16 protein-coding genes are annotated in these 15,496 nt (G+C 68.6%); 8 read left to right on the top strand and 8 right to left on the bottom strand.

Features of this window, described 5'->3' with window-relative positions; genetic code table 11:
• Nucleotides 1-3 precede the first annotated feature (3 nt).
• On the top strand, nucleotides 4-1,353 hold the full coding sequence (locus ACQPYM_RS10310; RefSeq protein ID WP_433018406.1) for an FAD-binding oxidoreductase: 1,350 nt from the start codon (nucleotides 4-6) through the stop codon (nucleotides 1,351-1,353).
• A 46-nt stretch (nucleotides 1,354-1,399) separates the two neighbouring features.
• Here ACQPYM_RS10310 and ACQPYM_RS10305 read toward each other — a convergent pair whose 3' ends face one another.
• From ACQPYM_RS10305 to ACQPYM_RS10285, 5 genes are all read right to left on the bottom strand, one after another.
• Nucleotides 1,400-1,825 carry a cytidine deaminase family protein gene (locus ACQPYM_RS10305; RefSeq protein WP_433018403.1) on the bottom strand — a complete coding sequence of 142 codons (426 nt, stop codon included), beginning with the start codon at nucleotides 1,823-1,825 and terminating at the stop codon, nucleotides 1,400-1,402.
• A 45-nt stretch (nucleotides 1,826-1,870) separates the two neighbouring features.
• Complete coding sequence (locus tag ACQPYM_RS10300; protein WP_433018400.1) at nucleotides 1,871-2,863, bottom strand: TIGR03842 family LLM class F420-dependent oxidoreductase; 993 nt, start codon at nucleotides 2,861-2,863, stop codon at nucleotides 1,871-1,873.
• A gap of 12 nt (nucleotides 2,864-2,875) precedes the next feature.
• Nucleotides 2,876-4,282, bottom strand: coding sequence for a dihydropyrimidinase (hydA, locus tag ACQPYM_RS10295; protein WP_433018397.1), 1,407 nt, complete (start codon nucleotides 4,280-4,282; stop codon nucleotides 2,876-2,878).
• An 18-nt stretch (nucleotides 4,283-4,300) separates the two neighbouring features.
• Nucleotides 4,301-5,143, bottom strand: coding sequence for a nitrilase-related carbon-nitrogen hydrolase (locus ACQPYM_RS10290; protein ID WP_433018394.1), 843 nt, complete (start codon nucleotides 5,141-5,143; stop codon nucleotides 4,301-4,303).
• A 132-nt stretch (nucleotides 5,144-5,275) separates the two neighbouring features.
• Complete coding sequence (locus ACQPYM_RS10285) at nucleotides 5,276-5,461, bottom strand: hypothetical protein (protein ID WP_433018391.1); 186 nt, start codon at nucleotides 5,459-5,461, stop codon at nucleotides 5,276-5,278.
• A 31-nt stretch (nucleotides 5,462-5,492) separates the two neighbouring features.
• Here ACQPYM_RS10285 and ACQPYM_RS10280 point away from each other — a divergent pair, with 31 nt between their 5' ends.
• Together ACQPYM_RS10280 and ACQPYM_RS10275 are read left to right on the top strand one after the other, a co-directional pair.
• Entirely contained in the window at nucleotides 5,493-5,912 is a 420-nt protein-coding gene (locus tag ACQPYM_RS10280; protein WP_433018388.1) for an SRPBCC family protein, read from the top strand.
• A complete protein-coding gene (locus ACQPYM_RS10275; protein ID WP_433018385.1) occupies nucleotides 5,909-6,448 on the top strand; it encodes a TetR/AcrR family transcriptional regulator in 540 nt (179 codons plus the stop codon). The genes ACQPYM_RS10280 and ACQPYM_RS10275 overlap by 4 nt, the downstream gene beginning before the upstream one ends.
• On the opposite strand, the gene ACQPYM_RS10270 is transcribed toward ACQPYM_RS10275, so the two are convergent.
• Nucleotides 6,445-7,605, bottom strand: coding sequence for a serpin family protein (locus tag ACQPYM_RS10270; protein ID WP_433018382.1), 1,161 nt, complete (start codon nucleotides 7,603-7,605; stop codon nucleotides 6,445-6,447). The two genes, ACQPYM_RS10275 and ACQPYM_RS10270, sit on opposite strands and share 4 nt — an antisense overlap.
• A gap of 198 nt (nucleotides 7,606-7,803) precedes the next feature.
• On the opposite strand from ACQPYM_RS10270, the gene ACQPYM_RS10265 reads away from it, so the two are divergent.
• Nucleotides 7,804-8,895 (top strand): permease, encoded by a 1,092-nt coding sequence (locus tag ACQPYM_RS10265; protein WP_433018379.1) that lies wholly within the window; start codon nucleotides 7,804-7,806, stop codon nucleotides 8,893-8,895.
• Nucleotides 8,892-9,617 (top strand): TIGR03943 family putative permease subunit, encoded by a 726-nt coding sequence (locus ACQPYM_RS10260; protein ID WP_433018376.1) that lies wholly within the window; start codon nucleotides 8,892-8,894, stop codon nucleotides 9,615-9,617. Before ACQPYM_RS10265 ends, ACQPYM_RS10260 begins: the two co-directional genes overlap by 4 nt.
• On the opposite strand, the gene ACQPYM_RS10255 is transcribed toward ACQPYM_RS10260, so the two are convergent.
• A complete protein-coding gene (locus tag ACQPYM_RS10255) occupies nucleotides 9,571-9,948 on the bottom strand; it encodes an EamA family transporter (protein WP_433018373.1) in 378 nt (125 codons plus the stop codon). The two genes, ACQPYM_RS10260 and ACQPYM_RS10255, sit on opposite strands and share 47 nt — an antisense overlap.
• Here ACQPYM_RS10255 and ACQPYM_RS10250 point away from each other — a divergent pair.
• Nucleotides 9,911-10,720 (top strand): LysR substrate-binding domain-containing protein, encoded by an 810-nt coding sequence (locus ACQPYM_RS10250; RefSeq protein ID WP_433018370.1) that lies wholly within the window; start codon nucleotides 9,911-9,913, stop codon nucleotides 10,718-10,720. The two genes, ACQPYM_RS10255 and ACQPYM_RS10250, sit on opposite strands and share 38 nt — an antisense overlap.
• Here the strand turns inward: ACQPYM_RS10250 and ACQPYM_RS10245 are convergent.
• Nucleotides 10,717-12,075: a 2-isopropylmalate synthase gene (locus ACQPYM_RS10245; protein WP_433018367.1), complete on the bottom strand. Its 1,359-nt coding sequence runs from the start codon at nucleotides 12,073-12,075 to the stop codon at nucleotides 10,717-10,719. The genes ACQPYM_RS10250 and ACQPYM_RS10245 overlap by 4 nt on opposite strands.
• 177 nt (nucleotides 12,076-12,252) lie before the next feature.
• Between ACQPYM_RS10245 and ACQPYM_RS10240 the strand changes: the two genes are divergently transcribed.
• Nucleotides 12,253-12,930: a FadR/GntR family transcriptional regulator gene (locus ACQPYM_RS10240; protein WP_433018364.1), complete on the top strand. Its 678-nt coding sequence runs from the start codon at nucleotides 12,253-12,255 to the stop codon at nucleotides 12,928-12,930.
• Between the two features lie 151 nt (nucleotides 12,931-13,081).
• Nucleotides 13,082-15,412, top strand: coding sequence for a cellulase family glycosylhydrolase (locus ACQPYM_RS10235; RefSeq protein ID WP_433018361.1), 2,331 nt, complete (start codon nucleotides 13,082-13,084; stop codon nucleotides 15,410-15,412).
• Nucleotides 15,413-15,496: the final 84 nt, after the last annotated feature.

Here is a 15,496-nt window from a genome sequence, read left to right as displayed (position 1 = left end):
ATCATGTTCGACCAGCTCCGTAGAACCGTCTCCGGCCCCGTGCTGGGCCCCGGGGACGACGACTTCGCCGCGGAGGTCGCGGCCTGGAACACCGCCACCCTCCACACCCCGGACATCGCCGTCGGACTGACCTCGGAAGAGGACGCCGCGGGCCTCGTCCGCGTCGCAGCAGCAGCCGGTACGCCGGTCCGCGTGCTCGCGACGGGACACGGCTCCGCCACGCCCGTCACCGGGGGTGTCCTCGCCACCACGTCGCGGCTCTCCGGCGTGACCATCGACGCGGAGCGGCGGATCGCGCACATCAACGCCGGTTGTCGCTGGGCGGACGTGATCGCGGCGGCTGCCGAGCACGGCCTCGCCCCGGTCGCCGGCGCGTCCGCCAACGTTGGCTGTATCGGCTACACACTTGGTGGCGGTCTAGGCCCGCTCGCGCGCACCTACGGCTTCTCCTCCGACTGGGCCCGCGGCTTCCGCATCGCCACCGCCTCGGGCGACGTGGTGACGGCCAGCGCGACCGAGAACCCGGACCTGTTCTGGGCGCTGCGCGGCGGCAAGGGCGGTTTCGGCATCGTCACCTCGATGGACTTCGAGCTGATCGAGCTGTCCACCCTGTATGGCGGGTCAGTGTTCTTCGACGCCCCGCAGATCGCCGGCGCGCTGGCCACCTGGGTCGACTGGACCAAGACGCTGCCGGAGACGGCGACCACCTCGGTGGTCATCCTCCGGCTGCCGCCGATGGAGTTCATCCCCGAGCCGTTGCGTGGCAAGACCGTGCTCAGCGTGCGGTTCGCGTACGTCGGCGACCCGGCCGAGGGCGAGCGCCTCTTCCAGCCGATCCGGGACGCCGGTCCGACCATCATCGACGCGGTCGCCGAGATGCCCGCGGCGCAGATCGCCAAGATCCACAACGACCCGACCGACCCCGGCCCCGGCTGGGACCGCGGCATGATGCTGACCGAGCTCGACGCGGACTTCGTCTCTGCCTTCCTCGGCGCCGCCGGGCCGGAGCAGCAGGTGCCGTTCGTCGCCATCGAGATCCGCCACCTCGGCGGGGCCACCCACCGCGACGTACCGGAAGGCAGCGCGGTCGGCGGTCGCGGGGGCGCCTACACGCTGTTCATGGCCGGAGTCCCCGATCCCAGCCTGTTCACGCGGGTGCTGCCGCCCGCGGCCGACGCTCTCCTCGCGCCGCTCCGCCCATGGATCTCGGCCGAGACCACCATCAACTACGCCGGTGGCCTGACGGTGCCGGGCTCCTACGAGGCGTCCTGGCCGTCAGAAACCTTCGCCCGCCTGGCGGAAGTCCGCGCAACGTACGACCCCGACACGCTGTTTCCCTACGGCCCGGCCTGATAGGAGACCGCCGGCTGGTGCGCCGTTGCCGGACGGCCGGCGGCAGTCAGTCGTCGCGCCCAGTGGGTGACCAGGGGAATGCCTCTGGCAGCAACTGGGTAGCGACGACACTGCCGATGCCCTCGCCGGTCGGCAGGATCACCCGCATCGTCGGGTAGTAGTCGACGAACACCTGCCGATCCCGCCCGCACGGAGCCCGTACCCCGCGCCCTTCATTGCCTACCGCAACGATCGTGGTCAGCTCCCGGGCACCTTCGGCCCGGGCCCGGCCGAGCGCTACCAGCTCGGCGCACGGACCACCGGTGAAGTGGTACAGGTTGATCCCGGCAAACATCCGTCCGTCGGCCGCCCGGACCGCGGCGCCCATCGTGTGGACGCCGTCCGGCCCGTCGGTGTTCTCGTCCACCGTCCGCCGGGCCAGCTCGATCAGTTCGCGGTCCTCGTCCGTCAGCGCCCGCACCTCGATACCCATCCGCCCACGCTTTCACATCCGCACCGGCGGCTCCACCTTCACCCGTTAGAACTTGGGGATGATTTCCTTGCCGTAGGCAGCCAGCGTCTCCTCTTTCGCGTCGTGCTGGAGGTAGAGCGCGAACTGGTCGACACCGATGGACTTGAGTTCTTCCAACCGGGCCAGGTGGTCCGCGACCGGGCCGAGGATGCAGAAGCGGTCGATCACGTCGTCCGGGACGAAGTCGGCGTGGGTGTTGCCGGCCCGGCCGTGTTCGGCGTAGTCGTACCCCTTGCGGCCGGCGATGTAGTCCGTCAGCGCCTTCGGCACGCCACCCGATTCGCCGTACCGGGCGACGATGTCCGCGACGTGGTTGCCGACCATGCCACCGAACCAGCGCGTCTGGTCGCGCTGGTGCCGCAGGTCGTCACCGACGTACGCCGGGGCCGCCACGCAGAAGGTGATCTGCTCCGGATCGCGACCGGCCTGCTCGGCGGACCGGCGTACCGCCGAGATCATCCAGGCGGCGATGTCGGGGTCGGCGAGTTGCAGGATGTAGCCGTCGCCGACCTCGCCGGTCACGGCCAGCGCCTTCGGCCCGTACGCCGCGACCCAGACCTCGAGCTTGCCGTCCTCCACCCAGCTGAACTTGAGTTGCTGGCCGCGGTACTCGACCGTACGCCCGGCCGCGAGCTCGCGGACCACCTCGACGCACTGCTTCAGCTCGGCGAGGGTGCCCGGCTTGGACCCGAGCGTCCGCAGCGCCGAGTCGCCCCGGCCGATCCCGCAGACCGTGCGGTTGCCGAACATCTCGTTCAGGGTGGCGAACTGGGACGCGATCACGGTCCAGTCGCGGGTGCCGGGATTGGTCACCATCGGCCCGACGACGACCCGTTCGGTCGCGGCCAGGATCTGGCTGTAGATGACGAACGGTTCCTGCCAGAGCAGGTGCGAGTCGAACGTCCACACGTACCGGAAGCCGGCTTCCTCGGCCTTGCGGGCGAGGTCCACCACCGCGGACGCGGGCGGATCACACTGGAAGACCACTCCGAAGTCCACGGGTTCCCCCTCCTAGACCAGGTACGACGACAGCCCGCGCTTGAGGTAACGACCATGTCCCTTCCGGCCATGGTAGTTGCCGTCGGCCACGATCACCTCGCCGCGCGAGATCACCGTGCCCACCCGGCCGGCGATCTCCGTCCCCTCGTACGCCGAGTAGTCCATGTTCATGTGATGCGTCTCGACCCCGATCCGGGTGGTGCCGTTCGGGTCGTAGATCACGATGTCGGCATCCGAACCCGGCGCGATGATGCCCTTGCGCGGGTACAACCCGAACATCCGGGCCGGTGTCGTCGCGATCGTCTCGACCCAGCGCTCCAGCGACAGCTGCCCGTCGACGACACCTTGGTAGAGCAGGTCGACCCGGTGCTCGACCCCGCCGATCCCGTTCGGGATCTTGGAGAAGTCGCCGAGGCCCAGCTCCTTCTGGTCCTTGAAGCAGAACGGGCAGTGGTCGGTCGAGACGACGGCCAGATCGTTGCTCCTGAGCCCTTTCCACAGGTCCTTGGCATGCTGCTCGTGCTTGCTGCGCAAGGGCGTCGAGCAGACCCACTTGGCGCCTTCGAAGCCCGGCGCGCCCAGCTGGTCTTCCAGCGTGAGGTACAGGTACTGCGGGCAGGTCTCGGCGAACACGTTCCGGCCGTCGTTCCGCGCCTCCGCGACGGCCTCGAGGGCTCCGCTCGCCGACAGGTGCACGATGTAGAGCGGGCAGTCGCGGGCGACCTCGGCCAGCGTGATCGCCCGGCTGGTCGCCTCGGTCTCCAGCGCGGCCGGCCGGGTGATGCCGTGGTAGATCGGGTCGGTCTCGCCGCGGGCCAGCGCCTGCTGCACGAGCACGTCGATCGCGATGCCGTTCTCCGCGTGCATCATGATCATCGCGCCGTTCTCGCGCGCGGCCTGCATGGCCCGGAGGATCTGCCCGTCGTCGGAGTAGAAGACGCCCGGATAGGCCATGAACAGCTTGAAACTGCTGATCCCCTCGTCGGTGACGAGCTGGTCCATCGCCTTGAGCGCGTCGTCGTCGACCCCACCGATGATCATGTGGAAGGCGTAGTCGATGTGGCAGTTGCCCTCGGCCTTCGCATGCCAGGCGGCCAGCCCGTCCTGCACCACCTCACCGGTGCGCTGCACGGCGAAGTCGATGATGGTCGTCGTCCCGCCCCACGCCGCGGCGCGCGTCCCGGTCTCGAAGGTGTCGCTGGCCGCGGTACCGCCGAACGGCAGCTCCATGTGCGTGTGCGCGTCGATCCCGCCCGGGATCACATACTTGCCGCTGGCATCGATCACCTCGTCGGCCTGCACCGACGCGCTGTACCGCGGATCGAACACGCCGGCGATCGTCTCGCCCACCACCAGCACGTCGGCCGGTTGCGCACCGGTCGGCCCGATCACCGTTCCACCCTTGACCAGCAGCGACATCCTCGGTGCTCCTTCGGTTTACGGCTTGGTCAGGTCGCCATACGCGTCCGGCCGGCGGTCCCGGTAGAACTGCCAGCGGTCCCTGACCGTGTCGAGCATGCTCAGGTCCAGGTCCCGGACGATCAGCTCCGGGTCGTAGGCATGCCCGACGTCACCGACGAACTTGCCCTCGGGATCGACGAAGTACGACGTCCCGTAGAAGTCGTTCTCGCCGTACTCGGACTCGATGCCGACCCGGTTGATCGCCCCGATGAAGTACTCGTTCGCGACCGCCGACGCCGGCTGCTCGAGCTGCCACAGGTACGACGACAACCCGCGGTGGGTGGCCGACGGGTTGAAGACGATTTTCGCCCCGTTGAGGCCGAGCGCCCGCCAGCCTTCGGGGAAGTGCCGGTCGTAGCAGATGTAGACGCCGATCCGCCCGACGGCGGTGTCGAACACCGGGTAGCCGAGGTTGCCGGGGCGGAAGTAGAACTTCTCCCAGAACCCCTTCACCTGCGGGATGTGGTTCTTCCGGTACTTGCCCAGATACTTGCCGTCAGCATCGATCACGGCGGCCGTGTTGTACAGCACGCCCGGCTGCTCCTGCTCGTACACCGGCAGGAGCATCACCATGCCCAGCTCTTTGGCCAGCGCCTGGAACCGCTCGGTCGTCGGGCCCGGCACGCTCTCGGCGTACTCGTAGAACTTGGGATCCTGCAGCTGACAGAAGTACGGCCCGTAGAACAGCTCCTGGAAGCAGATCACCTTGGCCCCCGCGGCCGCTGCCTGGCGCGCGTAGTCCTCGTGCGCCTTGATCATCGACTCCTGGTCGCCCGTCCAGTTCGTCTGAACCAACGCCGCCCTGACCACGTCCGTCATGAAGACCTCCCTAGCCGAGACCCCATGCTCCATCCGCCACCTACCCGGCGTCAACGACTATCGGTGAACCCAAGGGGTCGGCGAACGGCCGGACAACCCCGTGGGCGCCGGCTGGGTGTTCGGGGAGTCAGGTCAGAGCACGAGGATCGCGGCAACGATGGCGATCACGAGGACGACGACCCCGACGACGGCCAGCGTGCGGCCGCTCACCTTGGGGGCGGTGGTGGGCTCGGCCTGGGCCTCGTTGACGAAGGCGCGGAACATCTGGGTGCTCGCTCCCGGGTCCTGCTCGTTGTCCGTCGTGTTCTGGTCAGCCATGGCGCAGACCCTACCGTGTACCATCTGGTACATGCGCTTCGATCATTCCGTCACCATCGACGCCCCGGCCGAGCGGGTCTGGGCGATTTTCAGCGACGTCGCCCAGTGGCCCACCTGGACGCCGACCATCACCGCGGTCGAGCGGCTCGACGAGGGACCGCTCCGAGTCGGGTCCCGGACCCGCATCCGCCAGCCCAAGCTGCCCGTCGCCGTCTGGGAGGTGACCGAGTTCGTCGACGGCCAGTACTTCGAGTGGATTGCCCGCGCGCCCGGTGTCCGGACAACCGGCGGCCACCGGGTCACCGAGACGCCCGAGGGCACGGTCGCGACCGCGACAGTCATCCAGGAAGGCCCGCTCGGCCGGCTGTTCGGCCGGCTGCTCGCCAAGCTGACCAAGGAGTACATCGCGCTCGAGTGCGAGAGCCTGAAGAAGGTCAGCGAACGCCAGTGAGCCGCGAGTCACTGCTCACCGATGCCGTCGAGTACTTCGCGAAGAACGGCATCGGTGATGCCAGCCTGCGGTCGATCGCGACCAGCATCGGTACCAGTCACCGGATGCTGATCTACCACTTCGGCTCACGCGAGGGCCTGTTGGCCGAGGTGGTTCGCGCGGTCGAGGCCCAGCAACGCGACCTGCTCGCCAGCCTCGGCGACGAGAACCTCCCGATCGCCGAGCTGTCCGAGCGCTTCTGGCGCCGCGTCTCCGAGGCGGCGCTGATCTACGGTCCGCTCTTCTTCGAACTGTCCGCGCACGCCATGCAGGATCTGCCACACACCGAGGCCCTCAAGGCGGACCTGATCCACGTCTGGCTGCCACCGCTCGTCGACCTCTGTCTCCGTGCCGGTGTCCCCGAGGACCAGGCGCCGGCGTACGCGAGATTGGGGCTGGCCGCCTCGCGTGGGCTGCTGTTCGACCTCCTGCTGACCGGCGATCAAACAGAAGTCGACGAAGCCTCGGCACTGCTCAACAGGCTCTTCACCCTCTAACCGGGCTCGGTCGGCTGGTCGATCCAGCCGGCCACCACCGGCAGCCGCGTCTCCCGATGGACGGCGACGAACCCGAACGGCCGATCCAGCGACACCTCCAGCCGCCGCGACTGTGAGGTCTGCATCGAGGTCCGCATCAACCCCATCGCCGTCACCGCGGCCGCCTCGAATCCGGTGGCGAAGAACCGCGCGAGCACCGTCTGCCGCGCCTGGCCGACCACCAACTGCTCCGGACTGATCGCACTGAAGTGCCCCGACCCGCGAGGCGACGACGTCACCGCTGACAGACCGAAGAGCTGCCGCTGAGCCAGCAGGTCATGTTCCACCCGCACGCTGAACGCCGGCACGGACAGCTTCACCTCCGGCACCGGAGCAGTCGTCTGTCCGATCTTCACGCCCGGCGCCACCTCATCACCAGGCTCCCCCTGCCCAATCAGCTCCGCACCACTCACTCCGCCCTCGGCGGCCGCCAGCAATCCAGCCAGTACGTCGCCCTGCGCGGCTTCCGCCGAGCCGATGCCGAGCAGCACATCCACGTCGGCCTGACCCCGCACGGTCACCACCGTCAGTCCGTCGTACCGGCTGACTGTGTTCAGGTCGCGATCGCTGCGTTCCAGCCAATGCCAGGTCCCGCCCGCCCAAGGGCCGTCGTTCACCCGCTTGAGCTGCTCAGCGAACGGCCGCACCCAAGTGGTTCGCAGCGACAACGCGGAGGCCAGCACGACGGACAGGTCCGGGGTGACCTCGAGCGGCATCTCGCGGATCAGGTTCTCGGTGTGCTCGGCCGCCCACGCATCGAGCTTCGCCTTGTCACCGGCCAGGTCCCCCGTCAACGTCCCGGTCAACGCGGCCGGTACGACGGAATCGAACGACTCGCTCAGCTTCAGCTGCTCATGGACCCAGACCCCGAGCGCCGCGTGCAGATCAGTCGCGTCGTCCACAGCACCAATCAGCTCGACGGCCTTCGCGGCGCCGGTCGCGGCATCGACACCGGCCGCCTCGGCCAGCTCGCTGCGGCCGGGCTCGTCGGCCGCGGTGGCGAGAAGAGCAAGGAGTGGCCAGAGCCCGAGCCCGGACACCACTGTGTTGCCGGGCGGCAACTCCCGGGCCCAGCGCGCGGTGAGGTGGTTGACGGCCTGAACGACGTCGGCATCCATGCCGTCCACCCTGCCACGCTCCGGGCCGGCCTGCCCGCGGCACAGGATTTCCTTCGCGTCGCAGTCTTTTTCGGCCACCGCTCCGGACCAGCTACCGGATCGAGCGGGTGTGACTATTGACCGTAATTACGCTGATTTTCATTTCGGTGTGCGGTGAGTACTCGTCCGCGCGCGTTCCGCTGTGTCAGGATGCCGCCCATGAGCACGCCAGCCGACTCCGCCGCGTCCACGGCAGAGCAGGATTCCGCCGCCGCGACGGCAGATCCCGCCGCGCCGGTCGGACCGCCGCCACTGCCCTCCGCCGAGCCCGAAACGCCCGAGCCCGAGGAGCCGGGCGGGTCGTCGATCGTGTTCACGGTGACGCTGATCGTGCTGGTCGGCCTGGCCCTGTTCGGCCGGAAGATCTTCGCCGGCCTGTTCACCGACGACGGCGTCCGCACCTGGGCCACCATGTTCGTCGGCGTCACGGTCCAGGCGCTGCCCTTCCTCGTCCTCGGCGTGCTGCTGTCGGCCGCGCTGACCGCGTTCGTCCCGCCGTCGTTCTTCGCGAAGGCGCTGCCCAAGCACCCGGCCCTCGCCGTACCGGTCGCCAGCGCGTCCGGCGTGATCCTGCCGGGATGCGAGTGCGCCTCGGTCCCGGTGTCGGCCGCGCTGATGAACCGCGGCGTCACCCCTGCGGCGGCCATCGCGTTCCTGCTCTCCGCGCCGGCGATCAACCCGGTGGTGCTCGCGTCCACCGCGGTCGCGTTCCCCGGGCAGCCGAAGGTCGTGGTCGCGCGAGCGATCGCCTCGATCGCGATCTCGATGACGCTGGGCTGGCTCTGGCTGCTGACCGGCAAAGGCAGCACCTGGCTGAAGATCCCGAAGAACCGGCACGCCGAGGGCACTGCGAAGCTCGAGGTGTTCCGCTCGTCGATGCTGCACGACTTCCTGCACGCGGGCGGCTTCCTGGTCGTCGGCGCGGCGGCCGCGGCCACCCTGAACGTCGTCGTACCGCGGGAGTGGCTCGACAGCGTCGCCGCAAACCTGCTGCTCTCGGTTCTCGTCCTCGGCCTGCTCGCCGTCCTGCTCGCGATCTGCTCGGAGGCCGACGCGTTCGTCGCGGCCAGCCTGACCCAGTTCTCGCTGACCGCGCGGCTTGCGTTCATGGTGGTCGGGCCGGTCGTCGACGTGAAGCTGATCGCGCTGCAGGCCGGCACGTTCGGGCCCAAGTTCGCGATCAGATTCGCCCCGGCCACCTTCGTGGTCGCGATCCTGTCCAGTCTTCTCGTCGGGTGGTGGCTGCTGTGAGGCGCAATGTCGCGGGTCTGGTCGTTGTCTTCGTCGGTGCCGCGGTGGTGCAACTGGCCACCTCCAACACCTATCTGCGCTATGTGAAGCCCGGTATGCGCTGGATGCTGCTCGCGGCCGGCGTCATCCTGGTCGTGCTCGCGGTCGCCGACGTCCTGGCGGACACCCGCAAGAAGCCTGACGGTGAGAAGCACGAGCACGCCGATGACGGCCACGGGCACGGCCACCTGCTCCCCCGCGCCGCCTGGCTGCTGGTGATCCCGGTCTTCGCCCTGCTCGTCGTCGACCCGCCCGCTCTCGGCGCGGACGCGGCGCAACGGCAGTCCCCGGTGGCGGCCAAACCGGTCGCGCCGAAGGGCAACTCCTTCCTCGGCGAAAGCACCAAGGGCGGCCCGCCGGTTCCGCTGGCGGTGCGGGACTACGCCGTCTGGGCCGTGTGGGAGAAGGAGAACATGAAGGGCCGCACCTTCCAGCTCACCGGCTTCGTGACTCCGGGCAAGAACGGCGCCTGGTACGTCTCCCGGATCGGCCTGACCTGCTGTGTCGCCGACGGTCAGGCGTTCATGGTGGAGGCTCGCGGCCAGGAGGCGCCGCCCAAGAACCAGTGGGTCACCGTGACCGGCGAGTGGGCCGAGCCGACCAAGCGAGCCGATGGCGACGTCGCCGCGCTGACCGTCACCGGAGTACAGACTGTGACTCCGCCCGCCAACCAGTACGAGTGACCTCCGGTACTACGGACTGCCGGTTCCGCCGGCGTACGACAGTGCAGGCCATTCCGCCGATGATGAGGACCGCAGCGATCGCCTGCTGCGGTCCGACCTGCTCGCCGCGCCACAGCCAGGCCGCTCCCATCCCGATCACCGGGACCAATAGGGAGAAGGGCGCGACGGTGCTGGCGTCGTACTGGCGGAGGAGGACTCCCCAGATGCCGAAGCCGAACAGGGTGGCCGCGAAGGAGAGGTAGCCGAGGGCACCTACTCCGGTCAGGCTGAGGTTGCGCAAGGCATCGAGATCGTTGCCTACACCCTCGGTCAGCAGGGAGAGCACTCGCACGCCACTGATCGAGAAGCGGGGTCGCGGCATCGTCCTCACCGACGCCGCCCAGCAGCTCGCGGCGACGGCCTCCCACGTCCTGCAACTGGTCGAGGACGCCGAGCTTCAGTTGGAGGAGCAGCGCGGCCAGGCGATCGGCTCGCTGGCGATTGCCGCGTTCCCGACCGCCGCGCGCGGGCTGCTCCCGGCCGTCCTGCCGCAGCTGATCGACCGGCATCCGGCGCTCGAAGTGAGTGTGATCGAGACGGACCCGTTCGAGGCGGTTGCCGCGGTCACCCGGGGTGAGATCCAGATCGCCATCGTGCACGACTGGCACAACACACCGCTCACGATCCCGGAAGAGTTGTCCCGCACGAAGCTCGGCTCCGACCCGGCCGACGTCCTGGTCCCGGCCTCACACCGACTGGCAGGCAAGGAGTTCGTGCGGGCGGACGACCTGGTCGGCGAGCGCTGGATCTGCCAGCCGGCCGGGTCGATCTGCCACGAGTGGCTGGTCCGCACGATGCGCAAGGCCGGCGTCGAACCAGAGGTCGCGTACTCGATCGCGGAGTACCAGACGCAGCTCGCCTTACTTGCCCGAGGCATCGGCATCGGCCTGCTCCCCCGCCTCGGCCGCGGCCCGCTGCCTTCCGGAGTGGTCGCCATCCCCCTCCAGCCCGCGCCGACCCGCCGCCTGTACGCCGTCTGGCGCACCGCCACCGCCCGCCGGCCCGCAATCGCGGTCACCCTCACCGCCCTGCGAGCCGGCTGGCCGTCCCGCGACACCGCCTAGCTAGCTGACGAATAGTCCTGGTAGAGGTCGTGCAACTGGGCCGGGGTCGCTTCTGTCCCGGTCCGATCGGTGTGGCGCTGGACGTGGTGGGCGAACTCGACCTGCTCTTCGGGCGTCAGCTCGATGCCGTACTCCGTTTCGAGCAGGTAGGCGATGCCGCCTTTGCCCGACTGGCTGTTGACCCGGATCACGGCGTCGTACGTCCGGCCGACGTCGGCCGGGTCGATCGGCAGGTACGGGACAGCCCACGGATGTTCGGAGGACGAGACCCCGGCTTCGGCTGCTCGACGGTGATGGTCGGCCAGGCCCTTCTTGATCGCGTCCTGGTGGGTCCCGGAGAAGGCGGTGTAGACGAGATCCCCGACGTACGGGTGTCTGGCGGGTACGTCGAGGCGGGTGCAGTACTCGACGGTCCGGCGGATCTCGTCGATGTCGGAGAAGTCGATCATCGGGTCGACGCCCTGGGCGTGCAGGTTGAGCGCGAGGGTGGCGATGTCGACGTTGCCGGTGCGCTCACCGTTGCCGAAGATGCAGCCTTCGACCCGTTGCGCACCGGCCAGCATCGCGAGCTCCGCACAGGCGATGCCGGTCCCGCGGTCGTTGTGCGGGTGCACCGACAGGATCACGCCGTCGCGCCGGGCCAGGTTCCGGTCCATGTACTCGATCTGGTCGGCGTAGATGTTGGGGGTCGCGACCTCCACCGTGGCGGGCAGATTCAGGATGACCGGATGCTCCGGGGTCGCGTCCCAGAGCCGGGTGACGCCGTCGCAGAGCTCGAGGATGTAGTCGGGCTCGGTCAGGTTGAACACCTCCGGCGAGAACTCGAACCGTACGTTGGCGGGTGCTGCGCGCAGGACCTGCTCGGCCCCGGCGAAGATCATCGCGGCGAGTTCGGCACGACTGCGACGCAGTACCAGCTCGCGCCAGGCCGGGGCGGTCGCGGCGTACATGTGCACGACGACCGGGGTGCGGATGCCCTGGATCGACTCCAGCGTGCGGGCGATCAGGTCCGGCCGGGCCGGGGTGAACACCGCGATGGTCACGTCGTCGGGGACCAGGCCCGGCTCGGCGAGCAGCCGGACGAAGTCGAAGTCGGTCTGCGAGGCGGACGGGTAGCCGACCTCGATCTCTTTGTAGCCGATGGCAACCATCAGGTCGAAGAACCGGCGCTTGCGGGCCGGGTCCATCGGCTCGGGCAGGGCCTGGTTGCCGTCCCGCAGGTCGACCGGTACCCACAGCGGTGCGGTGGTGATCGATCGTTCGGGCCAGCGGCGCTCGGTCAGCGGGATCTCGACCCGGGCGTGGACATCGCGGTAGCGGTGGCTGGGCATGCCGGACGGGCGTTGGGTGAACATGTCGCGGATTTCCTTTGCTGCAGCGGGTTTGCGACCGGCGCACGCTCGTCTCCACGGCGGGGAGCCAGTCGGAATCAGGCCCCGCCGTGGCACCCGAGAAGCAGGCCGCTGCACGACATGACGCTCACCTTAGACCGAGACAACTCCTCAGACAAGCTGAGAAGTTAAGATGGCGCCATGATTCGCCGCCATCCCCTCGCCGAGCAGGCGGCAGACGAGTTGCTGCGCCGCATCGGCGCGGGCGAGTGGACACCCGGCGACAAGCTGCCCGGCGAGACGACCTTGGCGACCCAGCTGGGCGTCGGCCGGTCGACGATTCGGGAAGCTGTCCGCGAGCTGGCGGGTCAGCGGGTCCTGGAGAGTCGGCAGGGCGCAGGGGTCTTCGTGATCGCCACCCAGCCGGCCCAGGAGTGGGAGCTGGTGCTGCATCGGGCGGATATCACCGATGTGCTGGAGTGCCGGCTCGCGATCGAAACGGAGGCTGCACGACTGGCCGCCAACCGTCGTACGCCGGCTGACCTCCGGCTGCTCCGCCAGACGCTCGCCGCGCGCGACGCGGCAGCCCGCGAGGCGGAGGATGCGGAGTACGTCGAAGCTGACCTGGTGTTCCACCGGGCCGTCGTCACGGCCGCGCACAACCCGGTGCTGGCCGAATTGTTCGACACCTTCGTACCGCGGGTCCGCCGGGCGATGCTCGACATGCTGCGGCTCGACCGGCCGAGCGGCCGGCACCGGGCCACCGCCGACCAGGTGGCGCACGAGTCGATCGTCGACGCGATCCGCGCCCGGGACCCCGAGCGCGCGACGCTCCGGGTCCGCTCCCACCTGTCCGGAATCCGCGACACCGTCCGCTGAGTTCCACCCCACGGGAATTCGGCCGGACACCATGGGCGACCAATTGACAGCGTGCTGTATCAGGGCTAAGTTCCGGGAAATCTATTAGGAAAGTTTCCTAATAAGTAGTCCCTCTCTCGTCCCCGCCCCTGACGCAGTAGGAGGCTCACCCATGATCCGCTCCCGATGGGTCGCCCTGGTTGCGGGTGCCGCGCTTGCCGCGACGGCACTCGTCACAACCGGTGCCGGCCCCAGCTCCGCCGCACCAGTCAACTACGAATCCGAAGCAGCCACCATCTCCCGAGGTGTCGTCGAGTCGAACCACGCCGGCTTCACCGGCTCGGGCTTCGTCAACTTCGACAACGTCGCCGGCAGCTCGGTGGAGTACACCGTGACCGCGCCGACGGCCGGCTCGTACTCACTCACCTTCCGCTATGCCAACGGCACGACGGCCAGCCGCCCGCTCGACGTCACCGTGAACGGCACGCTCGCCGCCGATGACCTGGCGTTCCCGGGTACCGGCGCGTGGACGGCGTACAGGACCGTCACGGCGACCGCGACACTGGTTGCCGGTACCAACAAGATCAAGACCACCGCGGTCACCGCGAACGGTGGCCCGAACGCCGACTCGCTGACGGTCGACACCGTCCAGGGCCCCGGTCCGATCGGTACGCCGGTCGCGATCAACGGCCAGCTGCGCGTCTGCGGCACCAAGCTGTGCAACCAGTACGGAAACCCGATCCAGCTGCGCGGGATGAGCACGCACGGCCTGCAGTGGTACGCCAACTGCGTCAAGACGGCCTCCCTGGACGCGCTCGCGACCGACTGGAAGGCCGACATCCTGCGCATCTCGATGTACGTCGCCGCGAAGGAAGGCGGCTACGAGACCGACCCGCGCAAGTTCACCGACATGGTGCACGGCTACATCGAGGAAGCCACCAAGCGCGGCATGTACGCGCTGGTCGACTGGCACCAGCTCGACCCGGGTGACCCGAACGTCTACACGGCCAAGGCCAAGACGTTCTTCGCCGAGATCGCCGAGCGGCACAAGTTCAAGACCAACATCATCTACGACATCGCCAACGAGCCGAACAACGTCAGCTGGGCCGGGATCAAGAACTACGCCGAGCAGCTGATTCCGGTGATCCGCGCCAAGGACCCCGACGGCGTGGTGTTCGTCGGCACCCACGGCTGGGCCTCGCTGGGCGTGTCCGACGGCCGGACCGAAGCCGACGTGATCAACAACCCGATCAACGCGACGAACTTCATGTACACCTTCCACTTCTACGCGGCGTCGCACCACGACGAGTACTTCAACGCGCTGTCGCGGGCGGCCGACCGGATTCCGCTGTTCGTCACCGAGTTCGGCACCCAGAACTACGCCGGTGAGGGCGCCAACGACTTCGCCTACTCGCAGAAGTACCTGGACTTCCTGGCCAGCAAGAAGATCGGCTGGACCAACTGGAACTTCTCCGACGACCACCGCTCCGGCGCGGTCTTCAAGGAGGGCACCTGCGCCGGGAACAACTTCACCGGCACCTCCATGCTGAAGCCTGCCGGCGTCTGGGTCCGCGACCGGATCCGGACCCCGGACGACTTCCAGACCTCGCCCGAGCCGAGCCCGGGAACCACCGTCAACGTCAGCACGGCCACTCAGCTCAAGACCGCGCTGACCAACGCCAAGCCGGGTAACACCATCAAACTTGCTGACGGCACCTACACCGGGAACTTCAAGACCACGGTTTCCGGCACCTCCTCGGCACCGATCAAACTCGCCGGTACCGCGCGGGCGGTGCTGACCGCCGGCGGGGGCTACGGCCTGCACCTCGACGGCGCGAGCCACTGGCAGGTGTCGGGCATCACCGTCACCGGCGGCCAGAAGGGCATCATGATCGACCGGGCCACCCGCGTCGTGATCGACGGTGTCACCGTGCACGGCCTGGACATGGAAGGCGTGCACTTCCGCAACAGCAGCACCTACGGCACGATCCGCAACTCGAAGATCTACAACACCGGCAACGACGGCCGCGGGATGGGCGAAGGGGTGTACGTCGGCAGCGCCGGCGGCACCTCGGACAACTCCGACAACGTGCAGATCCTCGACAACGTGATCGGGCCGGACGTCGGCGGCGAGGCCATCGACCTGAAGGAAGGCACCAAGAACGGCCGGGTGGCCGGCAACTCCTTCGACGGCCGCGGACTGACCGGCGCGAACTACGACGACAGCTGGATCGATGTCAAGGGCAACAACTACGTGATCGAGAACAACACCGGCAAGAACACCACCAACAACGGGTTCGAGACCCACACCCAGCAGTCCGGCTGGGGCTGCGGAACGGTCTTCCGCAACAACACCTCGGACCTGACCGGCGCGACCGGCTCGGGGCGGTACGCGTTCAACATCACCAACTACAACGCGTCCAGCTGCAAGGTGAGCATCGACCGCAGCAACACCGTGATCGGCGGGCGGGGACTGGCCAACCCCGGCGTCCCGATCAGCTGAACCAGGCCGGCCGGCGGACCCCGCCTCTGGTCCGCCGGCCGGCCTCCGCCGCTGCACGGATCTTTGTCTGGGTCCGTCGGCGGT

Source organism: Kribbella sp. CA-294648, from assembly GCF_050943845.1.
In the GTDB taxonomy this organism is placed as follows: Bacteria; Actinomycetota; Actinomycetes; order Propionibacteriales; family Kribbellaceae; genus Kribbella.
The sequence above is the reverse complement of the archived record's forward strand: the minus strand, read 5'-3'. Positions and strand labels throughout refer to the sequence as shown.

Excerpts from the sequence above, each read along its gene's own strand:
- ACQPYM_RS10310 (WP_433018406.1), top strand. The coding sequence starts at position 4 with ATGTTCGACCAGCTCCGTAGAACCGTCTCCGGCCCCGTGCTGGGCCCC.
- ACQPYM_RS10305 (WP_433018403.1), bottom strand. The coding sequence starts at position 1,825 with ATGGGTATCGAGGTGCGGGCGCTGACGGACGAGGACCGCGAACTGATC.
- hydA (WP_433018397.1), bottom strand. The coding sequence starts at position 4,282 with ATGTCGCTGCTGGTCAAGGGTGGAACGGTGATCGGGCCGACCGGTGCG.
- ACQPYM_RS10290 (WP_433018394.1), bottom strand. The coding sequence starts at position 5,143 with ATGACGGACGTGGTCAGGGCGGCGTTGGTTCAGACGAACTGGACGGGC.
- ACQPYM_RS10285 (WP_433018391.1), bottom strand. The coding sequence starts at position 5,461 with ATGGCTGACCAGAACACGACGGACAACGAGCAGGACCCGGGAGCGAGC.
- ACQPYM_RS10280 (WP_433018388.1), top strand. The coding sequence starts at position 5,493 with ATGCGCTTCGATCATTCCGTCACCATCGACGCCCCGGCCGAGCGGGTC.
- ACQPYM_RS10270 (WP_433018382.1), bottom strand. The coding sequence starts at position 7,605 with ATGGATGCCGACGTCGTTCAGGCCGTCAACCACCTCACCGCGCGCTGG.
- ACQPYM_RS10265 (WP_433018379.1), top strand. The coding sequence starts at position 7,804 with ATGAGCACGCCAGCCGACTCCGCCGCGTCCACGGCAGAGCAGGATTCC.
- ACQPYM_RS10245 (WP_433018367.1), bottom strand. The coding sequence starts at position 12,075 with ATGTTCACCCAACGCCCGTCCGGCATGCCCAGCCACCGCTACCGCGAT.
- ACQPYM_RS10240 (WP_433018364.1), top strand. The coding sequence starts at position 12,253 with ATGATTCGCCGCCATCCCCTCGCCGAGCAGGCGGCAGACGAGTTGCTG.
- ACQPYM_RS10235 (WP_433018361.1), top strand. The coding sequence starts at position 13,082 with ATGATCCGCTCCCGATGGGTCGCCCTGGTTGCGGGTGCCGCGCTTGCC.